Source organism: Xanthomonas sp. NCPPB 3174, assembly GCF_056725205.1.
Map to the genome: position 1 here is coordinate 1,177,977 of NZ_CM161517.1, position 18,604 is coordinate 1,196,580.

General features: G+C 69.5%; 24 protein-coding genes. 7 read left to right on the forward strand and 17 right to left on the reverse strand.

The features are described 5' to 3' along the window. Positions 1-78: 78 nt before the first annotated feature. A complete protein-coding gene (locus tag AC1PK7_RS05295) occupies positions 79-780 on the forward strand; it encodes a response regulator transcription factor (RefSeq protein WP_010340248.1) in 702 nt (233 codons plus the stop codon). Continuing rightward, entirely contained in the window at positions 770-2,086 is a 1,317-nt protein-coding gene (locus AC1PK7_RS05300) for a sensor histidine kinase (RefSeq protein WP_420009143.1), read from the forward strand. The genes AC1PK7_RS05295 and AC1PK7_RS05300 overlap by 11 nt, the downstream gene beginning before the upstream one ends. A gap of 4 nt (positions 2,087-2,090) precedes the next feature. On the opposite strand, the gene AC1PK7_RS05305 is transcribed toward AC1PK7_RS05300, so the two are convergent. The 5 genes from AC1PK7_RS05305 to AC1PK7_RS05325 form a co-directional block, all read right to left on the reverse strand. Continuing rightward, on the reverse strand, positions 2,091-2,582 hold the full coding sequence (locus AC1PK7_RS05305; protein WP_481100092.1) for a hypothetical protein: 492 nt from the start codon (positions 2,580-2,582) through the stop codon (positions 2,091-2,093). Positions 2,583-2,708: 126 nt separating this feature from the next. Further along, a complete protein-coding gene (gene minE / locus AC1PK7_RS05310) occupies positions 2,709-2,966 on the reverse strand; it encodes a cell division topological specificity factor MinE (protein ID WP_010340245.1) in 258 nt (85 codons plus the stop codon). Between the two features lie 2 nt (positions 2,967-2,968). Next, on the reverse strand, positions 2,969-3,778 hold the full coding sequence (gene minD, locus AC1PK7_RS05315; protein WP_010340244.1) for a septum site-determining protein MinD: 810 nt from the start codon (positions 3,776-3,778) through the stop codon (positions 2,969-2,971). A 36-nt stretch (positions 3,779-3,814) separates the two neighbouring features. Then, complete coding sequence (gene minC / locus AC1PK7_RS05320; protein WP_209245820.1) at positions 3,815-4,576, reverse strand: septum site-determining protein MinC; 762 nt, start codon at positions 4,574-4,576, stop codon at positions 3,815-3,817. A 2-nt stretch (positions 4,577-4,578) separates the two neighbouring features. Further along, positions 4,579-5,172, reverse strand: coding sequence for a GNAT family N-acetyltransferase (locus AC1PK7_RS05325; protein WP_010341204.1), 594 nt, complete (start codon positions 5,170-5,172; stop codon positions 4,579-4,581). 140 nt (positions 5,173-5,312) lie between these two features. Here AC1PK7_RS05325 and AC1PK7_RS05330 point away from each other — a divergent pair, with 140 nt between their 5' ends. The 4 genes from AC1PK7_RS05330 to AC1PK7_RS05345 all read left to right on the forward strand — a co-directional run bounded on the left by AC1PK7_RS05330 (position 5,313) and on the right by AC1PK7_RS05345 (position 9,274). After that, the gene (locus AC1PK7_RS05330) at positions 5,313-6,503 is read left to right on the forward strand and encodes a sensor histidine kinase (protein WP_041500026.1); all 1,191 of its coding nucleotides are present in this window, start codon (positions 5,313-5,315) and stop codon (positions 6,501-6,503) included. Continuing rightward, positions 6,503-7,144, forward strand: coding sequence for a response regulator (locus AC1PK7_RS05335; protein ID WP_010341202.1), 642 nt, complete (start codon positions 6,503-6,505; stop codon positions 7,142-7,144). Before AC1PK7_RS05330 ends, AC1PK7_RS05335 begins: the two co-directional genes overlap by 1 nt. Positions 7,145-7,634: 490 nt before the next feature. Then, positions 7,635-8,801 carry a polyketide cyclase gene (locus AC1PK7_RS05340; protein ID WP_481100093.1) on the forward strand — a complete coding sequence of 389 codons (1,167 nt, stop codon included), beginning with the start codon at positions 7,635-7,637 and terminating at the stop codon, positions 8,799-8,801. Positions 8,802-8,902: 101 nt separating this feature from the next. Beyond that, entirely contained in the window at positions 8,903-9,274 is a 372-nt protein-coding gene (locus AC1PK7_RS05345; RefSeq protein WP_481100094.1) for a DUF423 domain-containing protein, read from the forward strand. Positions 9,275-9,399: 125 nt separating this feature from the next. On the opposite strand, the gene AC1PK7_RS05350 is transcribed toward AC1PK7_RS05345, so the two are convergent. From AC1PK7_RS05350 to AC1PK7_RS05405, 12 genes are all read right to left on the reverse strand, one after another. Next, positions 9,400-9,954, reverse strand: coding sequence for a hypothetical protein (locus AC1PK7_RS05350; RefSeq protein WP_481100095.1), 555 nt, complete (start codon positions 9,952-9,954; stop codon positions 9,400-9,402). 122 nt (positions 9,955-10,076) lie between these two features. After that, entirely contained in the window at positions 10,077-10,673 is a 597-nt protein-coding gene (locus tag AC1PK7_RS05355) for a hypothetical protein (protein WP_481100096.1), read from the reverse strand. After that, positions 10,670-11,479: a M15 family metallopeptidase gene (locus AC1PK7_RS05360; RefSeq protein ID WP_481100097.1), complete on the reverse strand. Its 810-nt coding sequence runs from the start codon at positions 11,477-11,479 to the stop codon at positions 10,670-10,672. The genes AC1PK7_RS05355 and AC1PK7_RS05360 overlap by 4 nt, the downstream gene beginning before the upstream one ends. An 83-nt stretch (positions 11,480-11,562) precedes the next feature. Next, positions 11,563-12,381, reverse strand: a complete 819-nt coding sequence (locus AC1PK7_RS05365; RefSeq protein ID WP_481100098.1) for an APH(3') family aminoglycoside O-phosphotransferase — start codon at positions 12,379-12,381, stop codon at positions 11,563-11,565. A 250-nt stretch (positions 12,382-12,631) separates the two neighbouring features. Beyond that, positions 12,632-13,225: a hypothetical protein gene (locus AC1PK7_RS05370; RefSeq protein WP_481100099.1), complete on the reverse strand. Its 594-nt coding sequence runs from the start codon at positions 13,223-13,225 to the stop codon at positions 12,632-12,634. Beyond that, the gene (locus AC1PK7_RS05375; protein WP_481100100.1) at positions 13,222-13,470 is read right to left on the reverse strand and encodes a hypothetical protein; all 249 of its coding nucleotides are present in this window, start codon (positions 13,468-13,470) and stop codon (positions 13,222-13,224) included. The genes AC1PK7_RS05370 and AC1PK7_RS05375 overlap by 4 nt, the downstream gene beginning before the upstream one ends. 1 nt (position 13,471) lies before the next feature. Then, on the reverse strand, positions 13,472-13,648 hold the full coding sequence (locus tag AC1PK7_RS05380; RefSeq protein WP_010341194.1) for a DUF4177 domain-containing protein: 177 nt from the start codon (positions 13,646-13,648) through the stop codon (positions 13,472-13,474). Next, positions 13,645-13,824 carry a hypothetical protein gene (locus AC1PK7_RS05385; protein WP_019801412.1) on the reverse strand — a complete coding sequence of 60 codons (180 nt, stop codon included), beginning with the start codon at positions 13,822-13,824 and terminating at the stop codon, positions 13,645-13,647. The genes AC1PK7_RS05380 and AC1PK7_RS05385 overlap by 4 nt, the downstream gene beginning before the upstream one ends. Continuing rightward, positions 13,821-14,111: a hypothetical protein gene (locus tag AC1PK7_RS05390; RefSeq protein ID WP_148828828.1), complete on the reverse strand. Its 291-nt coding sequence runs from the start codon at positions 14,109-14,111 to the stop codon at positions 13,821-13,823. The genes AC1PK7_RS05385 and AC1PK7_RS05390 overlap by 4 nt, the downstream gene beginning before the upstream one ends. Positions 14,112-14,124: 13 nt before the next feature. Beyond that, positions 14,125-14,997, reverse strand: coding sequence for an SPFH domain-containing protein (locus tag AC1PK7_RS05395; protein WP_026143690.1), 873 nt, complete (start codon positions 14,995-14,997; stop codon positions 14,125-14,127). A gap of 430 nt (positions 14,998-15,427) precedes the next feature. After that, positions 15,428-16,054 carry a DapH/DapD/GlmU-related protein gene (locus AC1PK7_RS05400; protein ID WP_481100101.1) on the reverse strand — a complete coding sequence of 209 codons (627 nt, stop codon included), beginning with the start codon at positions 16,052-16,054 and terminating at the stop codon, positions 15,428-15,430. Further along, complete coding sequence (locus AC1PK7_RS05405) at positions 16,044-17,195, reverse strand: aromatic ring-hydroxylating oxygenase subunit alpha (protein WP_481100102.1); 1,152 nt, start codon at positions 17,193-17,195, stop codon at positions 16,044-16,046. Before AC1PK7_RS05405 ends, AC1PK7_RS05400 begins: the two co-directional genes overlap by 11 nt. 196 nt (positions 17,196-17,391) lie before the next feature. Here AC1PK7_RS05405 and purT point away from each other — a divergent pair, with 196 nt between their 5' ends. Further along, the gene (gene purT / locus AC1PK7_RS05410) at positions 17,392-18,579 is read left to right on the forward strand and encodes a formate-dependent phosphoribosylglycinamide formyltransferase (protein WP_481100103.1); all 1,188 of its coding nucleotides are present in this window, start codon (positions 17,392-17,394) and stop codon (positions 18,577-18,579) included. Positions 18,580-18,604: the final 25 nt, after the last annotated feature.

The window sequence follows — 18,604 nt, forward strand, 5'->3', positions numbered from 1 at the left end:
GCGCGCGGCCGTTCTGACTTCGTTCCGACACGCTTCCGCTAGCATGGGCAGGTCCGTCCCCCGAATTCGAGCGCGCCCATGCGGCTGCTGGTCATAGAAGACAACCGGAACCTGGTCGCCAACCTGTTCGACTACTTCGAGGTGCGCGGCCACACCCTGGATGCGGCGCCGGACGGCGTCACCGGGCTGCACCTGGCCACCACGCAGCGCTACGACGCGCTGATCCTAGACTGGATGCTGCCGCGCCTGGACGGCCAGCAGGTGCTGCGCGCGCTGCGCGAGGAACACCATGCCGACGTGCCGGTGATCATGTTGACCGCGCGCGACGAACTGCCGGACAAGATTGCCGGCTTCCGCGCCGGTGCCGACGACTACCTGACCAAGCCGTTCGCGCTGCCGGAACTGGAAGTGCGGCTGGAGGCGCTGCTGGTGCGCGCCAGCGGCCGCGGCCGCAGCAAGCTGCTGCGCGTGGGCGACCTGCAGCTGGACCTGTCCACGCTGGAAGTGACTCGTGGCGGCCGCACCCTGCACCTGTACCCGGCCTGCCGCAAGCTGCTGGAGGTGCTGATGCAGGCCAGCCCGGCCGCGGTCACACGCGATCGCCTGGAGCAGGCGCTGTGGGGCGACGAGCCGCCGGACGGGGACATGCTGCGTTCGCACATCTACGATCTGCGCCGCAGCGTCGATGGTCCGTTCGCGGCCAAGCTGATCCACACCCTGCCGCGCATCGGCTACCGCCTGGCGGTGGTCGGCCCCCACGAGGGCGAGCATGCCGACTAGGGCCGGCCTGCGGCAGCGGCTGACCCTGTGGCTGGTGGGCTACGCGGCGCTGCTGTCGCTGGCGGTGTTCGTGCATGGCTACATCGTCAACGACCAGGCCGAGCAGCTCACCTGGCGCTCGCTGCTGACCTCCGAACTGGACCACTTCCTGGCGCGTAGCGCGGCCGACCCGGACTACCGCTGGATCGACACTCGCACGGTGAGCCTGTACGGCGACGAGGGCGGCGCGCCGCTGCCGCCGGCGGTGGCGGCGCTGGGCCCCGGCCTGCACGACGAAGTGCAACTGGAAGGCAGCGAGAAGGTGGTGCTGGTGCAGGACGTGCGCGGCCGCCGCCTGGCGCTGGCGCTGGACATCACCGAACTGCACGACCACGAGGACAACCTGGCGCTGTGGATGCTGGTGTCCAACGCGGTGGCGGTGCTGCTGCTCGGCGCGCTGGTGGCCTGGGGCATGGGCCGGGTGGTGCAGCCGCTGATTGACATGGCGCAGCGCATCGGCAGCCTGCGCCCGGACCGGCCCGGGCAGCGCATCGAGGTGCATCCGCGCGCCAGTGCCGAGCAGGTGGTGATCGCCGAGGCGCTGAACGACTACCTGGCGCGCAACGACCTGTTCGTGGAGCGCGAGCGCGCCTTCATCGACAGCACCAGCCACGAACTGCGCACGCCGGTGGCGGTGATCGGCGGCGCCGCCGAGCTGGCGCTGGAGCAGCACGATGTGCCGCCCAGCGTGCGCAACCAGTTGCTGCGCATCCGCCGTACCGCCAGCGGCGTCGGCCAACTCATCTCGCTGCTGCTGGTGCTGGCCAAGGATCCGGCGCGGATGGCGCGCGGCAGCGACCTGGTGCGGCTGGACCAGTTGCTGCCGGAGATCGTCGAGGACCACCGCCACCTGTGCGCGGACAAGCGCCTGGAACTTGCGCTGGCGCCGATGCCGGCGTGCGAGGTGGAGACGCCGCTGGCGATCCTGCAGGTCGCCATCGGCAACCTGCTGCGCAACGCCATCGAGAACAGCGACAAGGGCCGGGTCGAGATCACCATGCCGGCGCCGGGCGTGGTCTGCATCGACGATCCCGGCCACGGCATGAGCCCGGAAGAGATCAGCGCGATCTACATGCGCATGGCGCGCGGCGGCGGCAGCCGCGAGGGCAGCGGCATCGGCCTGGACCTAATCGCGCGGCTGTGCGAGCACCTGGGCTGGGCGCTGCACCTGGATTCGCTGGCCGGCAGCGGCACCCGCGCCACCCTGGACCTGAGCAGCGCGCTGAAGCGCCCCGGCGCGTCGCCGCCATCGCCCGCGGCGGAGTGACCGGCTAGTCCGGCAGCAGCCCGCGTTGCGCCAACCAGGCGCGCGCGTCGTCGGCGTCCTGCTCGAACCAGGCGCGGGTGGAGCCGAGCCGGTAGGTATAGCCCCAGGCGTCCATGTCCGCCATCAGCCGCGCGCGGCCCACCCCGGGCAGGGCGTCGGCCAGCACGATCTGCAGGTAGCAGGTGGCGTCTTCCTCTTCCACCGAGTCGGTGGCGTCGGTATGCACCTGCGCGCGCCGCAGCGGCGGCAGCACGATCAGGTGGCAGGCTTCGTGCAGCAGCGAATGCACCGGCGTGTCGTCGCGCACGTAGACGTCGCTGGCGATCACCCCGGCCTCCGGCTCGCCCCAGTAGCTGCCGGGAATGGCGGCGCCGTCGGCGACGCGGTGCAGGGTCAGCCCGTAGCCGGCCAGCAGCGCGCGCGGCGCGTCCAGACCGATCGCGCCCACGGTCAGCACCTGGGCGGAGGCAGCGGGGAGGGCGGCGTCGGTCTGCATCGTGTGGAGTTCGTCGGAGCGGAAAAGGCGCGGCGGGCGCGCCCGATCACGGCAGGCGCAGTGCGTCGCGGCGCCGACCCGGATCGGCGCGTCAGCCGCGGCGGCTGCCACGGCCGACGCGCGGCCTCAGGGCGTCGGCCCTTCCGGCAGGGCGACGGAAATGTCGAGCACGTCGTGCTCGCCGTCCTTGACCAGATCCACCTTGACCGCGTCGGCGTCGATGTTGACGTACTTCTTGATCACTTCCAGCAGCTCGCGCTGCAGCAACGGCAGGTAGTCCGGGCCGCCGCGGTGGCTGCGTTCCTGCGCGATGATGATCTGCAGGCGGTTCTTCGCGGTCTCGGCGGTGTTCTTCTTGGTCTTGAGGAAATCGAATAGTCCCATGCTCACCCTCCGAACAACTTGGTGAAGAAGCCCTTCTTCTCCACGGAGATGAAACGCATCGGACGTTCCTCGCCGAGAATGCGCGCCACGGCGTCCTCGTAGGCCTGGCCGGCCGGGGATTCGGCGTCCAGGATCACCGGCTCGCCCTTGTTGGAGGCGTTGAGCACGTCGCCGGATTCGGGGATCACGCCGATCGCCTTCAGGCCAAGCACTTCCTCCACGTCGCCGATGCTGAGCATCTCGCCGGTTTCCACGCGCGCCGGGCTGTAGCGGGTCAGCAGCAGGAACGCGGGTAGGCTCTTGCCGCTCTCGGCCTTGTGGGTCTTGGAGTCGAGCAGGCCGAGGATGCGGTCGGAGTCGCGCACCGAGGACACTTCCGGGTTGACCACCACCACCGCGCGGTCGGCGAAGTACATCGCCAGGAACGCGCCCTTCTCGATGCCGGCCGGCGAATCGCAGACGATGTAGTCGAAGCCGTCGGCGGCCAGGTCCTTGAGCACCTTCTCCACGCCTTCCTGGGTCAGCGCGTCCTTGTCGCGGGTCTGCGAGGCGGCCAGCACGAACAGGTTGTCGAAGCGCTTGTCCTTGATCAGCGCCTGCTTCAGCGTGGCTTCGTTGTGCACCACGTTGACGAAGTCGTACACCACGCGGCGTTCGCAGCCCATGATCAGGTCGAGGTTGCGCAGGCCCACGTCGAAGTCGATCACGGCCACCTTCTTGCCGCGTCGCGCCAGCCCGCAGGCCAGGCTCGCGCTGGTGGTGGTCTTGCCGACGCCGCCCTTGCCGGAGGTGACAACGATAATTTCAGCCAAAGGACTATCTCCTGATACGTTCGTAGTTGGGCCGCGTCAGTCTTGCGCGGCGATCATGATCTGGTCCTGCTCCAGCCAGACCTGGACGGCCTTGCCACGCAGTTCCTTGGGAATATCGTCCAGCACCTTGTAGTGGCCGGCAATGGCGACCAGTTCGGCGTGGAAATCGCGGCAGAAGATCCGCGCCTCGGTGTTGCCCTGGGCGCCGGCCAGCGCGCGACCGCGCAAGGTGCCGTAGATGTGGATGCTGCCGTCGGAGATCACCTCGGCGCCGGCGCCGACGGTGGCCATCACGGTCAGGTCGCAGTTCTCCGCGTACAGCTGCTGCCCGGAGCGCACCGCGTTCTTCTGCATGCGCCCGGGTTGCGGCCGCGCCGCCGGAGCGGGCGGCGGCGGAGGCGGGGGCGGCGGCGAGACCGGTGCCGGCGCGGCGGCGGGCGCGCCGCCATCGAAGCGCTCGTACTGCGCGCGGAACTTGGCCAGCAGCGGCAGGCCCAGCGCCACCGACAGCTCCTCGATCTCGCGGGTGCCGTAGGCCAGCGCCACCGGCAGCACGCCGGCGTCGCGCAGCCCGTCCAGCAGCGCCTGCGCGGTGGCCACGTCCGGGGTCTGCGCCAGGCCGCCGAAATCGATGATCACCGCGGCACGACCGAACAGCTTGGGCGCGCGCTGCACGCGCTCGCGCATCTCCTGGCTCAGCCGCGCCACGTCCAGCGTGCGCACGCGCAGGTTGGCGATGCCGACCTGGCCGATCTTCAGTTCGCCGGCCTGCTCGAAGTCCAGATTCACCGACGACACGCTCAGGTCCCGGTCGGGCGCTGCGCCCGCTGCAGACGATGGGCGTGGCCGGCCCAGGGCAGGTCGGGCAGGGTGTCGCCGTAGGTTTCGCGCACCCAGGCGTAACTGCACAGGTCCTTCAACAGCATGCTCGCACGCACCTCCACTTCGTTCATCGTGTTCTGGCCCACTTCGCGGAAGCCGAAGCTGCCATGGAACAGCAGCGCCGCATCGGCGCCGTGATCCAGAAAAACCTCGCACGCCAGTTGCGGGTAGCGCAACTCGGCGTAGCTCTGCACGTCGGCGTAGAACGCCCGGCCGACGCCGCCGCCGCGGCGGCGGCTGGCCACCACGATGCGGTCGATATAGAAAAACTGCGGGTAGCGCTCGCGGAACCAGGCGAAATTGCTGCTGTCGTGGTCGCTGTCGCTGCCGAAGCCGACCAGGAAGCCGGCCAGGTTGCCGTCGCGCTCGGCGACGCGGAAGTACTCTGCGGTTTCGTAGAAGCGGTGCAGCTTGGCCGAATCCAGCGGCAGGATCGCCAGTCCGGCGTTGTTGTTCAGGGCCAGGACCGAATCGAGCTCGTGCTCGCGCACGTCGCGGATGACGATCGACATTGAGACTCCATTGCTGATGCGCGCGCGGCCCCGTGCGGACCGCAGGGGCGGATTATCGCACGCGCGACCCGGGGCGGCGAGCCGCGCCGGCATGACTTCCGTGGGAGTGCAATGCGCGCCGTTCATCCTAAGATGGCTGCATGTTGGGATATCTCAGCCATACCCGCGTCCTGCGCTATGCCGGCCTGTTCACCTGGGCCGTCATCTGCATGCCGTTGCTGTACCTGTACTGGGAGCCGGTCGAGGAATCGGGACGGATGCCCAGCGGCGAGGTGTGGCTGCTGCTGACCAGCTACCTGGGCTTCGGCGTGGTCTATTTCCTGCTGACCCGGCGCCTGCACAGCGGCGACGGCGTGCGCTGGTACGACCGCGGCATGCTGGTGCTGCTGACCATCTGCGCGCTGGCGGTCGGCTACCTGCACCGCTCCGGGCTGGGTAGCATCCTGATGATGGTGGCGGCGGGGGTGATCCCCTGGCTGCTGCCGGTGCGCGCTGGCGTGGCCTGGCTGCTGCTGAGCCAGCTGGCGGTGCTGCCGGTGTACCTGACCATCGGCTTCCCGCCGTTCGAGGCGCTGATGCAGTCGCTGCTGTATGGCGGCTTCTCCATGTTCATCTTCGTCACCAGCCTGGTCGCGCGCCAGCAGACCCAGGCGCGCGAGGAGCAGCGCCAGCTCAACGCCGAGTTGCGCGCCACCCGCGCGCTGCTGGCCGAGAGCGCCCGGGTCAACGAGCGCACGCGGATCTCGCGCGAACTGCACGACCTGCTCGGCCACCACCTGACCGCGCTGAGCCTGAACCTGGAAGTGGCCGGCCATATCACCGAGGGCCGTGCGCAGGAACATGTGCAGCAGGCGCATACCCTGGCCAAGCTGCTGCTGACCGATGTGCGCGAGGCGGTGAGCCAGTTGCGCGACAGCGGCGCGATCGACCTGGCGGCGGCGCTGCGGCCGCTGGCCGAGCGGGTGCCGTCGCTGCAGATCCACCTGCAGGTGGAGGAGCCGCTGACCGTGGAGGATCCCGAGCGCGCGCACGTGTTGTTGCGCTGCACCCAGGAAATCATCACCAACGCGGTGCGCCACGCCCAGGCCGACAATCTGTGGATCGAGGTGCGCCGTGACGGCCCACAGGTGGTGATCCAGGCGCGCGACGACGGCCGCGGTTGCGAGACGCTGGCCCCCGGCAACGGCCTGCGCGGCATGCGCGAGCGCCTGAGCCAGTACGGCGGCAGCCTGGACGTGGCGGCCGCGCCCGGTGCGGGCTTCCGCCTGCGGGCCGCCGTTCCCGGCGCCGCCACCCTGCTGCCACCCGCCGTTTCCCAAGGAGTGCTGTGATGATCCGTGTGTGTCTGGTCGACGATCAAACCCTGGTGCGGCAGGGCATCCGCTCGCTGCTGGCGCTGGACGGCGGCATCGAGGTGGTGGCCGAGGCCAGCGACGGCCGCCAGGCGGTGGAACTGATTCCGCAGGTGCTGCCCGACGTGGTGCTGATGGACATGCGCATGCCGTCGATGTCCGGGCTGGAGGCGCTGCAGGTGCTGTCGCGCGCCGCCGCGCTGCCGCCGACCATCATCCTGACCACCTTCGACGACGACCAGTTGGTCCTGGCCGGGCTCAAGGCCGGAGCCAAGGGCTATCTGCTCAAGGACGTGTCGCTGGAGCAACTGGTCGGTGCGATCCGCACCGTGGCCGCCGGCGGCTCGCTGGTGCAGCCGGCGGTGACCCAGCGCCTGCTGTCGGGCCTGGAGCACATGCGCAACGATTTCGTCAGCCTGGACCGGCCCGACCCGCTGACCGACCGCGAGACCGAGATCCTGCGGCTGATGGCCAGCGGCTTCTCCAACAAGGAGATCGCCAATTCGCTGGGCGTGGCCGAGGGCACGATCAAGAACCACGTCTCCAACATCCTGTCCAAGCTCGGCGTGCGCGACCGCACCCGGGCGGTGCTGAAGGCGTTCGAGCTGCAACTGGTCTGACGGGGCGGGAGAGCACGGCTCGGCCGGGCGAGCGCCGGCGGGACGGCCCGGCCCTGCGCCGCAGGTGGTCTGAACGCGACAGGAGGATGGCCCGCCGAGGTCGGTCTCGCGCAGGCCGGGCGGGTTCTTTACGACCGGAGGCCATGCACTGGATGCCGGCACAGAGGTGGCACGCCTGTCTCCCGCCGGGAAGTGGTCTGGCCCGGGTCGGGCAGACTCCAGGCATGTCGATCCGCCCGATGGCGCCGCCATTGCTCGTTTCGATGCGATCGCGGATCGGGCGCGCAGGCCTGTCCGGTGTCGCTGCCAGGACAATGGTCTGGTCGCCTCAGGCGCCGTGCGCATGGCCGTTGCCGGCACCGCCCGAGGCCGTTGTGGGGCGGGGCGAAGCGGCATTCCGTGATGTGCTGACCACGGACAGCGAAGCCTGCTAGGATGGGCGCTTCGCTTCATCAACCCGGCCGTGGGATCGGCCCCGGAGACCTCCTGAATGACCCGTATTATCGAGTTCCTGATCGCCCTGGGGATCGTGGCTGGCCTGTTCGTCATCGTCGGCGTGGTGCTGCCCTCGGAGCGTCACATGTCCGAAAGCGTCGAGACCAATCGGCGCATGACCATCGTCTATGACACGGTCAACAGCCTGCGTCGGTTCAAGGACTGGAACCCTCTGGTGCTGCGCGACCCGCGCATCGAGCTGAAGCTCTCCGGCCCGGAATCCGGCGTCGGCGCGCGCCTGGACTACAGCTCCAAGGAGGGCTACATCGGCAAGGGTAGCTGGACCATCACCTCGACCGAGAAGAACAAGGACGTGGTCATCGCCATCGAGGACGAGACCAAGGGCAAGGACAAGACCACCAGCTTCAAGCTGGAGCCGACCGGCAAGAACGGCCGCAACGTGAAGATCACCCAGGACTACACCGTCAAGTACGGTTGGGACCTGCTGGGTCGCTACGCCGGTCTGTATGTCAGCCGCCACGTCGGCGACGACATCAAGCTGGGCCTGTCGCGCCTGAGCAACGTGCTGGCCACCGTGCCGAACGTGGACTACCGCTCCGACGACACCCCGCTGAAGGACCTGAAGGTCGTCGACGTGCCGGCCGAGGACCTGCTGGTGGTCAACGCCGGCAACATCGACCGCGACAACGACTCCATCAAGAAGTCCATCAAGGACAACCAGGAGTGGATCAAGCGGGTGATGGACGCCAACGGCCTGGAAGCGGCCGGTCCGGTGCGCATCGTCACCACCGACTTCGGCGCCGACAAGTACGCGTTCGACGTCGCCCAGCCGGTGCGCAAGCGTGCCGGTGGCGCGCCGAAGGACGACGCCAAGAAGGATGAGAAGAAGGACGACAAGAAGGACGATGCGGCCGCCGCGCCGGTCGATGCCACCCCGGTTGCCGCCTCCGGCGAGCCGCTGAAGGTGACCATCCCGCAGGGCGCCCCGGTGACCTACGTGCGCACCGAAGCGCACCGCTCCGCCTTCGCCAGCTACACCGGCCACATGGCCGGCCTGGATGCGGCGCGCAATGCGCTGCGTGCCTGGGCCGCGACCAGCGGCTACGACGTGACCGACCGTCCGTACGAAGCCTGGAAGGGCGGCGTGGACAAGTCGTTCTCGCCGGAAGGCACCTACGACATCTACTGGGCGATCAAGTAAGTCCTGCCCTGGTGGACGAGTGAACCGGAACGCGCCGCATCTTGCGGCGCGTTCTGTTTATGGGGCCGGCAAACGCTGCCGCGCTCCCGGAGGAAACCCTCATGCTGACATTCGATCGCCGTGCGCGCGGGCCGTTCTGGCTGTGCAGCGCCGGTGCGCTGCTGGCGGCCGTGTCCATCGGCCTGTCGGCCTATGCCTCGCACGGCGTGGCCGAGCCCCTGGCGCAATCGCACCTGCAGACCGCCGCGCTGTACGCCTTCGGCCACGGCGTGGCGCTGGCGGCGCTGGGTCGCCGCAGCGAGCGCCTGCTCGGGCGCCTGGCGCTGTGCCTGTTGCTGCTGGGGACCGTGCTGTTCTCCGGCAGCCTGGCCGGCAACGCGCTGGCACAGTGGCCAACCCGGCTGGCGCCGATCGGCGGCACCACACTGATGCTGGGCTGGTTGCTGTTGGCGGTGGATGCGTTGCGGCGCTGAGCCGGATTCACGTCGGCGCCGGATGAGGCAAGTCAGGCGCAGGGTAAGTGCGCAACGACGTATTTGAGACTTGCAGTTGCGCAACTGGAGCGGTTCGGCTCGATTCGGCCGCCGCGGTGGGGGACTCAGGGTGTCGGCGCTGCAGGCGCGCTGGCGGTCGTGGCCGCGTTGTTCGATTCGGCGCTTGTGGATGGCGGGGATGGCGGGATCGCGGGCGTGCGGAACAGCGGGTCGTCGCTCAGCCTTGGCCGTTGCGACGATGGGAAGCGTCGTTCCTGTTGTAGCCAGCGGTGGTATTGGAAGGTGCCCCGCGCTGCGCTCAGATAGGCCAGCGCGATCAGCACGGCGATGCCCAGGCCATTGATGCTGCCCCCCAGCAGATAGCCGATGCGGATGAGGACGTAGACCGCCAGTTGCAGGCACGCGGCGATGCGGCTCTTGCGGTAAGTGCCATAGGCGAGTCCGGCGACCAGCAGCGTGCCGAGGCCATAGGCGATGCCCTCGAAGACATCGTCGCCGAGGAAGGCGCGCACGCCCAGCGCAAGGTTGATCAAGGCCATCAAGCTGGCGACGATCCAGCCGGCGGCGATCTTGCGCAGGATGGTATCGGGCGCTTCGGCCAGGACCGCCGCGGTCTGTGCGCTCTGCGCATGCGGCGCGGCGTAGGGATTCTCGGGCACGAATGCAGCTTCCGTTTGCGTCGGGCGATCCCTCGACAACGGCTTGCGATGCCAAAACTTTACCGCGCGATGCGTGGCCTGCGTGGGCGATCGCCCGCGCTGGGGTGTGCCACGCGCCGCGCTCAGCGGTCCCCGACCAGTTCCACCTGCGTCTGCAACCGCACCCACGCGTCCTGGCTGGGATCGTTGACCGTGACCTGCACGGTGTAGGTGCCGAGCGGGTCGCTGTCCTCGAAGCGCAGTTGCACCGACAGCGGCGCCAATTCCAGCAGTCCAGCGGCGGCCGGTGCGCCACCCATGCCCAGCGGGCGCATCGGATCCTGCAGGGTGGTGCTGCCATCGGGGCCGAGCATGCGCAGGCTCATCTGCGCATCGCAGGCGCCGCCGTTGTTGGGACTGGGCGCGCAGCCGGAGTACAGCAGCGCCACGCGCAGCAACTGGCCGCGCTTCACGCGCGCGATCGTGCGCAGATTGGGCGCATGCGCGGCGTCGGTCTGGCCCCACTCCTGCGCGAACGTGGCGAAGTCGGCGTCGTCGGCGATCTGCAGCGCGGCGGCGAAGGCCTTGTCGTGGCCGCGCTCGGCGCTGTCGGGCAGGGCCGAGCCCTGCCGGTCGTGCCATTGCGCGGCGGCGCAGGTGGGCAGGGCCAGGACCAGGAGGGTCAGTGCCCGCCAAGTGGCGGTGCCGGCGCGCGGCCGGCGCGTGTGGGAACGGATCATGTGCGAGCGGCCTCCTGCCAGCACCAGTGCCAGGGTTCGTAGACGATGCCATGCGGGTTGTCGCGCGGATAGCTCATCCGGTAGCCGAAGGCAGCGGCATGCCGGAGCAGCCAGGCGAAGGCCGGCGTGCGCTCGAAGCTTTCCTCGGCCGGCGGCTCGCCGGGTGTGCCGATGTCCAGGGCGTGCCCGCTGTGGTGCTCGCTGAAGCCCGGCGCGGCATTGACCGCAAGGATCTGCTCCAGGGTCTGCCCGCGGGCGAACTTGCGGGCGAAGATGCCGAGTTGATACGCGTGGCTGCGATAGCCCGAGATCGCCTCCAGCACCACGCCATCGCGCGCGGCGGCATGGCGCAGCGCGTGCCAGGCGCGTGCGGCGCCCGCGCTCAGCCACAGCGGGCGGCGGTAGCGGTCGGCGCCGGCCGCGTGCAGGGTGGCCGGTTCCGGCTGCAGCGGCAGGCCGGTGCGCTGCGCGTAGGCGTCGGCGGACAAGCCCAATTGGTCCAGTTGGGCCTGCAGCGCGTGCAGCGGCAACCAGGCCTCGGCATCTCGTAGCGCGCCGCGTGCGGGCAGGGCGTCGAGCCGATCCAGCGCCGCGTCGATGCCGGGTTCGTGCATCAGTCGCGGGACCAGTGCGTGCATCCCGTGTGCGTTCGCGCTCGCCAGGTAGCGCCCGTCGTGCTTGCGCCGCAGGAGCCAAGTCGCCTGCGCGAGCTGGCGCGCGTCGGCGTTGCTGCGGGCGCGCAGCCGCGCAGCCGGCAGCAGTTCGATGGTCTCGGTGTTGAGCAGCAGACGGGGAACGGTGCGCATCGGCACAGAGTAGAGCCAAGCACCGCGGGCGGCCAGTCGCCGGGCGATCCCGCCGCGCCGCGCACGACAGGGGCAGGCGCGGCTCAGAAGAACTCGTCGAGCAACTGATGGAACTGCAGCCGCGTGATGTCCGGCGTGGCGATGCCGTACGCGGCGAAGAAGTGGTCGGCGAGCGCCGGGCCGAATTCGTCCAGGCAGTTGGCCAGGATCGCCAGGTCCTGGTACGGATCGGCGACCCCGGCGCGGCCGAGATCGATCACGCCGACGACGTGGTCCGGCGTGTCGAGCAGGATGTTGTCCAGCGAATAATCGCCGTGGCTCAGTACGCGTTCGCTGGCCAGCGGCAGCAGCGCGGTCATCGCCTGCCAGGCCATGTCCGCCGACCAGCCGGCACGCGTGGCGTCAAAATCCTCGGTGTCGACCAGGCCCGCCTGCAGCCGGCGCTGCGCCGCGGCCAGGCGCCGTGGGTGGCTGGCGTCGAACGGGCAGGTGTCGATCGGCGTGGCGTGGAAGTGGCGCAGGAACTCGGCCAGCGCCTGCACGATGCGCTCGGCCTGCGCCGGCGCCTCCTGCAGCCATTGGTAGGCGGTCTTGCCCGGCAGCGCTTCGCTGAGCAGCCAGGCGCCGGCAGCGTCGGCCTCGAAATGCAGTACGCGCGGCACGCCGCGTGTTCCGCGCAACCAGTGCAGCCGTGCGAACTCGTCCACCACATCGTCGTGCGAGGTGCCGGTGCCGCGCTTGAGGTACAGATCCGGGGTGCCGGCACCGCCGAGCCGGTAGACCTGGGCGCCGGCTTCGCCGACCAGATTGCGGTGCCAGTGCAGCCCGTGCAGCCGCGCCGACAACGTCGGCGGCAGCGCCGGTGCGGTGGTGCGAATCTCGCGGGGCGCTGCGTCGTCCATCGGACCGATCCTCAAGGCGTCATGTGGCGGGCGATGTTGTCGTCGCCGTCGTCGCGCCGCGCGCGGCTGGCGACGAAGACGCGCATGGCTGGTGTTCCAGCATATATCGCTTCGCATACGCCAGAACGCCCAACGCGGTGTGCTCTACGGATCGGGCGCGTCGCACGGCGAGGCCTTGCCGCACCGCGCAGCATGTCGTGCCCTGCGCGGCCGGTCGCAGCAGCGGCCGACGCGGCGAGGTGCGTCGGACTCAGGCCATGCGGCGCGCCGTGCCGCGCGTGACTTCGCCACCGTGTACCTGCCCCGCCAGCGTCTGCCATTCCTGCAGCACCTGCCTGGGGTGTTCGACGCTGAGCAGCAGCCAGCCGCCCTCGTGCAGCGGAACAGCCAGGACGCGGTCGCTGGTGATCAGACAGAACGCCTTGTGCCCGTCGCGGGTGCGGTAGTGGCCGGCATGGAAGCCGGGATAGCCGAAGCCGAGCAGCTTCAAGGCCGGCTTGAAGCCGGTGTGCTCGGACAGCGCGACCACGCGCGCGTCCCTCAGGCGCAGCGCAGCCAGCGGCAAGCGCTTGGTCAGGAAGGTCGCGCGCACGTCCAGCAAGCCGTCGTGCAGCAGCACGCGCTGCCGCGCGAAGGTGGCGGTGCCGGCCACGCCGATCAACGCCAGCAGTCCGAAATGCCACCACAGCGCGCCGGGCCGTGCGGCGTGCAACGCGAAGCCACCGACCACCGCGGCCACGACCAGTAGCGGCAGCCACAGCCACAAGGCCAGGCCCAGTCGATGCGCCGGCGCCACCGGATACTGCCGCGCCGGGGAGGGCCGCGCAGAGCGCAGCCGGCTCATGGTGCGGCTCCATGGCTGGCGGGCAGGGCCTGCACCCAGGTCGCGACATCGGCGATCAGGGCCGGGTCGACGTGGCCGGGCGTGGCGTACTCGGCCGGTCCGGGCGCACCGCTGTCCGCTGTGAGGTCGCCGGCCTGCAGGCGATCCAGTAGCCCCCTGGCGGTCTGTTGCGGCGCCGCGCCCAGCGCCGTGAGCGGGCCAAGCAGCGCCACCGGTGCAGGCGCAAGAACCCGATGCCGGCGCATGTCAGACCTCCCGCTTGAACATCAGCAGCGGTTTGGTGCCCGGCAGTGCGACGACGTTGACCAGTTCCCAGCCGAGCTTGCCGTGCTTGTTCAGGTCGGCCTGCAGTTCGTCCAGTTTCAGCCCCAGCATCAGATTGGTCTTGGCCTCGACGGTGAGGTATTCCCAGCGCTTGCTCATGTTTCCGGTTCCTTGTCGTCACGCGGCTTGGGCAGCCGCCCTGCCTTGCGCAGCGCGTCGCGCAACACGTATTCGATCTGCGCGTTGAGGCTGCGCAGTTCGTCGTCGGCCCAGCGCTGCGCCGCCGCCAGCACGTCGGCGTTGATGCGCAGCGGATAGGCCTTCTTCTCGCTCATGACCGCTCCCGCCGCGCGGCGTCGCTGCGGCGCAGGTGCAGCAGCATCGACACGATCAGCGCGTTCACCGTCAGCAGCAGTGCGATCGCCACCGCGTAGACGCCGGCGCGCTGGCCGCCGGTCCAGTACAGCGCCGCCGCGCCGAGCAGGATCGCCAGGCCGATCAGCGCCCAGCGCAGGCCCAGCCCGCGCGCGCGGTCGTCGCCCTTGCCGCCGACCCAGGCGGCGATGACCAGGGCCGGCAGGCCGGAGAGGGCGAGCGCCAGCGGCGCGATGGCGGCGTGCATGGACATTGACACCTCAGTACAGCGAGCCGGCGTTGACGATCGGCTGGGTGCCGCGGTCCGAGCACAGCACGGTCAGCAGATTGCTGACCATGTGCGCTTTGCGCTCCTCGTCCAGCTCGACCACGCCGTTCTTCTGCAGTTCGGCCAGGGCCATCTCGACCATGCCCACCGCGCCGGCGACGATGCGGGTGCGCGCGGCGATCACCGCGTTGGCCTGCTGCCGCTGCAGCATCGCCTGTGCGATTTCCGGGGCGTAGGCGAGGTGGCTGATGCGCGCCTCGATCACGTCCACGCCGGCCTGGGTCAGGCGTTCGTCGAGGTGGCGCTTGAGCTGTTCGCTGATCTCGTTGGGGTGGCTGCGCAGCGAAATCTGCCCGTCCTCGTGCTGGTCGTAGGGATAGCTGGTGGCCATCGCGCGCAGCGCCGCCTCGGACTGGATGTGCACGAAGCTCTCGTAGTCGTCGACGTTGTAGACCGCTTCGGAGGCATCCATCACCTGCCACACGATCACCGCGGCGATCTCGATCGGGCTGCCGTCCAGTTCGTTGACCTTGAGCCGGCCGCTCTCGAAGTTGCGCACGCGCTGGCTGACCTTGCGCTTGCTGAAGAAGGGGTTGTTCCAGCGCAGGCCCGGGTCCTTGACCGTGCCCACGTAGCGACCGAACAGGCTCAGCACCGCGGCCTGGTTCGGTTCCAGCGCGTACAGGCCGACCACCAGGAACAACGCGACGGTCAGCACCGGGATCGCGACCAGCAGGGTCCATGGCATCGCCGACGGCTGCAGCACGCCGGTGGCGATGATCGCACCGGCGCCGGCCACGAACACCAGGACCAGGCCCACGATCATCGGAATGCCGGGCAGGGAGGAACGGGGCTGCTCTTTCATGGTGGACGTCCTTGGGTGGTTGGACTAAACGATATCAAATTGATATCAGTTTGCAAGAGGGCCGGGATTGGGGAATCGGGATTCGGGATTGGCTGAAAAGCCGGGATTCGGGAGTCGGGAGTCGGGATTCGGGATTCGGGAGCGGTAGAAGCTAGGAACGCGGACGGACAAAGGGGTTCGCTTGCGCGAATCCCTGATTTGGTTGTTTCACAGTGGAAAGTCGCTGCGATAGCAAGCCGATCGCTGCCTGGCCGAAGTCGTCGAATGGAAGGTGGAGGGCAATGTCCCCGGCTGGCAGCGGGCAGTCGGCACGATGTCAGGCCGTCATTGACCCGCTCTTACAAATCCCCAGTCCCGACTCCCGAATCCCGGCTTTTCAGCCAATCCCCAATCCCGACTCCCCAATCCCGTCGCCGCAAGCGGCGACCACTCACCCGCCGAGGATCAACACCGGCGAGCGGAAACCGCTGAGGTGATGGGTGCCGGTGGCGATGTCGCTGCGGTAGCGGCCTGGGATCTCGATCTGGCAGCGTTTGCCGATGCGCACGCCGGGGCCGATGTCCACCTGTCGGCCGAGCGTGGCCTGTGCACCGATCTGCGCGTCGGCGCCGAGCGTCGCGCCGGCCTCGATCCACGCCGAGGCGCCGACCTTGACCGCCGATTCCAGCACCGCCGCCGCGCCGATCCAGGCGTTGAAACCGATGTCGCAGTGCGCATCGACGATGGCGCCGGCGCCGATCGCGCAGTTCTCGCCGACGCGCGCGCTGGCCGCCACCTGCGCGCCGCGGCAGATCAGCGGCGGCATCTTGAAGCCGCGTGCCTTCAGTTCGCCCATCAGTTCCTGGCGGCGGAAGTTGAGGAACTGCGGGCCCCAGGCGACGAAGGCGGTGGCGCCGGTGTCGGCCAGTGCGTGCAGGGCATCGAGGTCGAAGCGGTAGTCCTTGCCCTGCGCTACGTCCAGCGGATGCAGTACGCAGTCCGGCGCCGCCTCGGCCCAGGCCGCCAGCGCCCAGCGTAGCAGCGCACCGCTGCCGACCACGTATTTGTCAGAGGACATGGCGGCCCTCCATGACGTCCATGTACCAGCGTTCGATCTGCATGTTGGCGTGCTCGTAGTCGCCCAGCACGGCGCGCGGGGCGCCGGCGCGCAATCCCGACTGCACCTGTTCCATGATCTCGATGTCCTCGCGCAGCACCTTCTCGGCGCCATGCAGGTGCCCGAGCAGCACCGCGTCGGAACCCGGGTAGCGCTGCTTCTTGCGCGCGGTGACGTAGTACACCAGCAGGTCGGTGCGCTGCGCCGACACCGGCTGATGGTGCTCGATGATGAAGGAATAGCCACCCGAGCCCGAGGCGATGTGCAGGTTCGGGTACAGCAGCCAGTTCAGATACCAGTCGTCGTTGCCGAAGCGTTCGACGTGCGCGTGCCAGGGGTAGTGCGCCATCGCCACCAACGGCTCGTTGAGCCCGCCGCTGCTGAACGTGCGCAGGCGCGCCAGATGCGCCTCGCGCGAGGCGCTGCCCTCGGCGTGGTAGCGGCGCGCCTCGGCGATGCCGGCATCGTCCATCTGCACCTGGAACTTGACCTGCTGCGCCAGCGTGCGCGCATGCACGAAGCGCGGGTGCAGCGCATCGCGCAGGTTCTCGTAGGCCAGCTTCCAGTTGAAGTCGGCCTCGAAGGTCGCCACCAGCACTTCGTCGTCGAACTGCTCGGAGGCGGCGCGCAGCATCTCCAGCGCCTCCAGCGAGAACTGCCTTTCCAGCGGCATCGGCGCGGGCGACAGGTTCACGAACACCAGCTTGCCGATGCAGGCCACCGCGAAGCGGCGCAGCCGCAGGCAGGCGCGCGCCTCCGGTGCCAGGCGGTAGGCATCGTCCTGGAAGGGGATGTTGTCCACGCTGCCGTCGGCGCCGTAGCGCCAGCCGTGGTAGCTGCAAACCAGCGGGCGCACGCCCTGCGGTTGCTGTTGCAGCGGGTTCTGCCGGTGCAGGCACAGGTTGTCGAAGGCGCGCAGTTCGCCGTCGATGTTCTGCACCACCACGTCCACCCCGCACACCGAGCGGCGGACGAAGGCATTGGGCTTGTCCAGCAGCATGCGCGGGGCCACGAACTGCCACAGCGGCTTCATCAGGAGCTCGCGTTCGCGCGCGAACCAGGCCTCGTCGATGTAGGCTTCGGCCGGCATCAACGAGTGCATGGGCGCTCCCCGGTGGTGCGGCAGGGCGTGCCGAGGCGATTTCCGACGCTGCGTGCGTGCATGGCGAGACATCCCCAGTGACGCCGCAGAAGATAGCACCTCGCTGCGCGCACGCGATGGCGTAGCCGGCCCTGTGCCGGCGTGGGGCGCCGGCCCGTTAGAATACGGTCCCCCTCTTCGCGCAGGCGCCACCGTCATGGTCACTCTGGGAACCCCGCTGTCCGCTTCCGCCACCCGCGTGCTGCTGCTCGGCTCCGGCGAACTCGGCAAGGAAGTGGCGATCGAACTGCAGCGCTTCGGCGTGGAGGTGATCGCGGTGGACCGTTATGCCGATGCACCGGCGATGCAGGTCGCACACCGCAGCCACGTGGTCGACATGCTCGATGCGATGGCACTGCGCGAACTGATCGCGCGCGAGCGGCCGCACCTGATCGTGCCGGAGATCGAGGCGATCCACACCGAAACGCTGGTGGCGCTGGAGCGCGACCTCGGCCAGCGGGTGATTCCGACCGCGCGCGCGGCGCGGCTGACCATGGACCGCGAAGGCATCCGCCGCCTGGCCGCCGAGACCCTGGGCCTGCCGACCTCGCCGTACCGCTTCGTGGACACGCCCGAGCAGTACCGCGAGGCGATCGCCGCGGTCGGCCTGCCGTGCGTGGTCAAGCCGGTGATGTCGTCCTCCGGCAAGGGCCAGAGCACGCTGCGCAGCGCCGCCGACATCGATGCGGCCTGGGAATACGCGCAGACCGGTGGCCGCGCCGGCGCCGGCCGCTGCATCGTCGAAGGCTTCATCGACTTCGAGTACGAAATCACCCTGCTGACCGTGCGCCACGCCGGCGGCACCGCGTTCTGCGATCCGATCGGGCACTGGCAGAAGGACGGCGACTACCGCGAGAGCTGGCAGCCGCAGCCGATGTCGGCGCTGGCGCTGCAGCGCGCGCAGGACATCGCCCGCGCGGTCACCGACGATCTCGGCGGCTGGGGGCTGTTCGGCGTGGAGCTGTTCGTCAAGGGCGACGAGGTCTGGTTCAGCGAAGTGTCGCCGCGGCCGCACGACACCGGCCTGGTCACCCTGGTGTCGCAGGAACTGAGCGAGTTCGCCCTGCATGCGCGCGCGATCCTCGGCCTGCCGATTCCGTCGATCCGCCAGAACGGCCCGTCGGCCTCGTGCGCGCTGTTGGCGCACGGCGAAGGCGTGCCGCGCTTCGGCAACGTCGACGCCGCGCTGCAGGCCCCGGACACCGCCCTGCGCCTGTTCGGCAAGCCCAGCGTGCACGGCCACCGCCGCGTCGGCGTGACCCTGGCCCGCGGCGCGAGCATCGACGAAGCGCGGCAAACCGCCCGCGACGCCGCCGCCGCCCTCACCATCGACCTAGACGCATAAAGCTTCGAGCGCTCGGAAAGCGGGG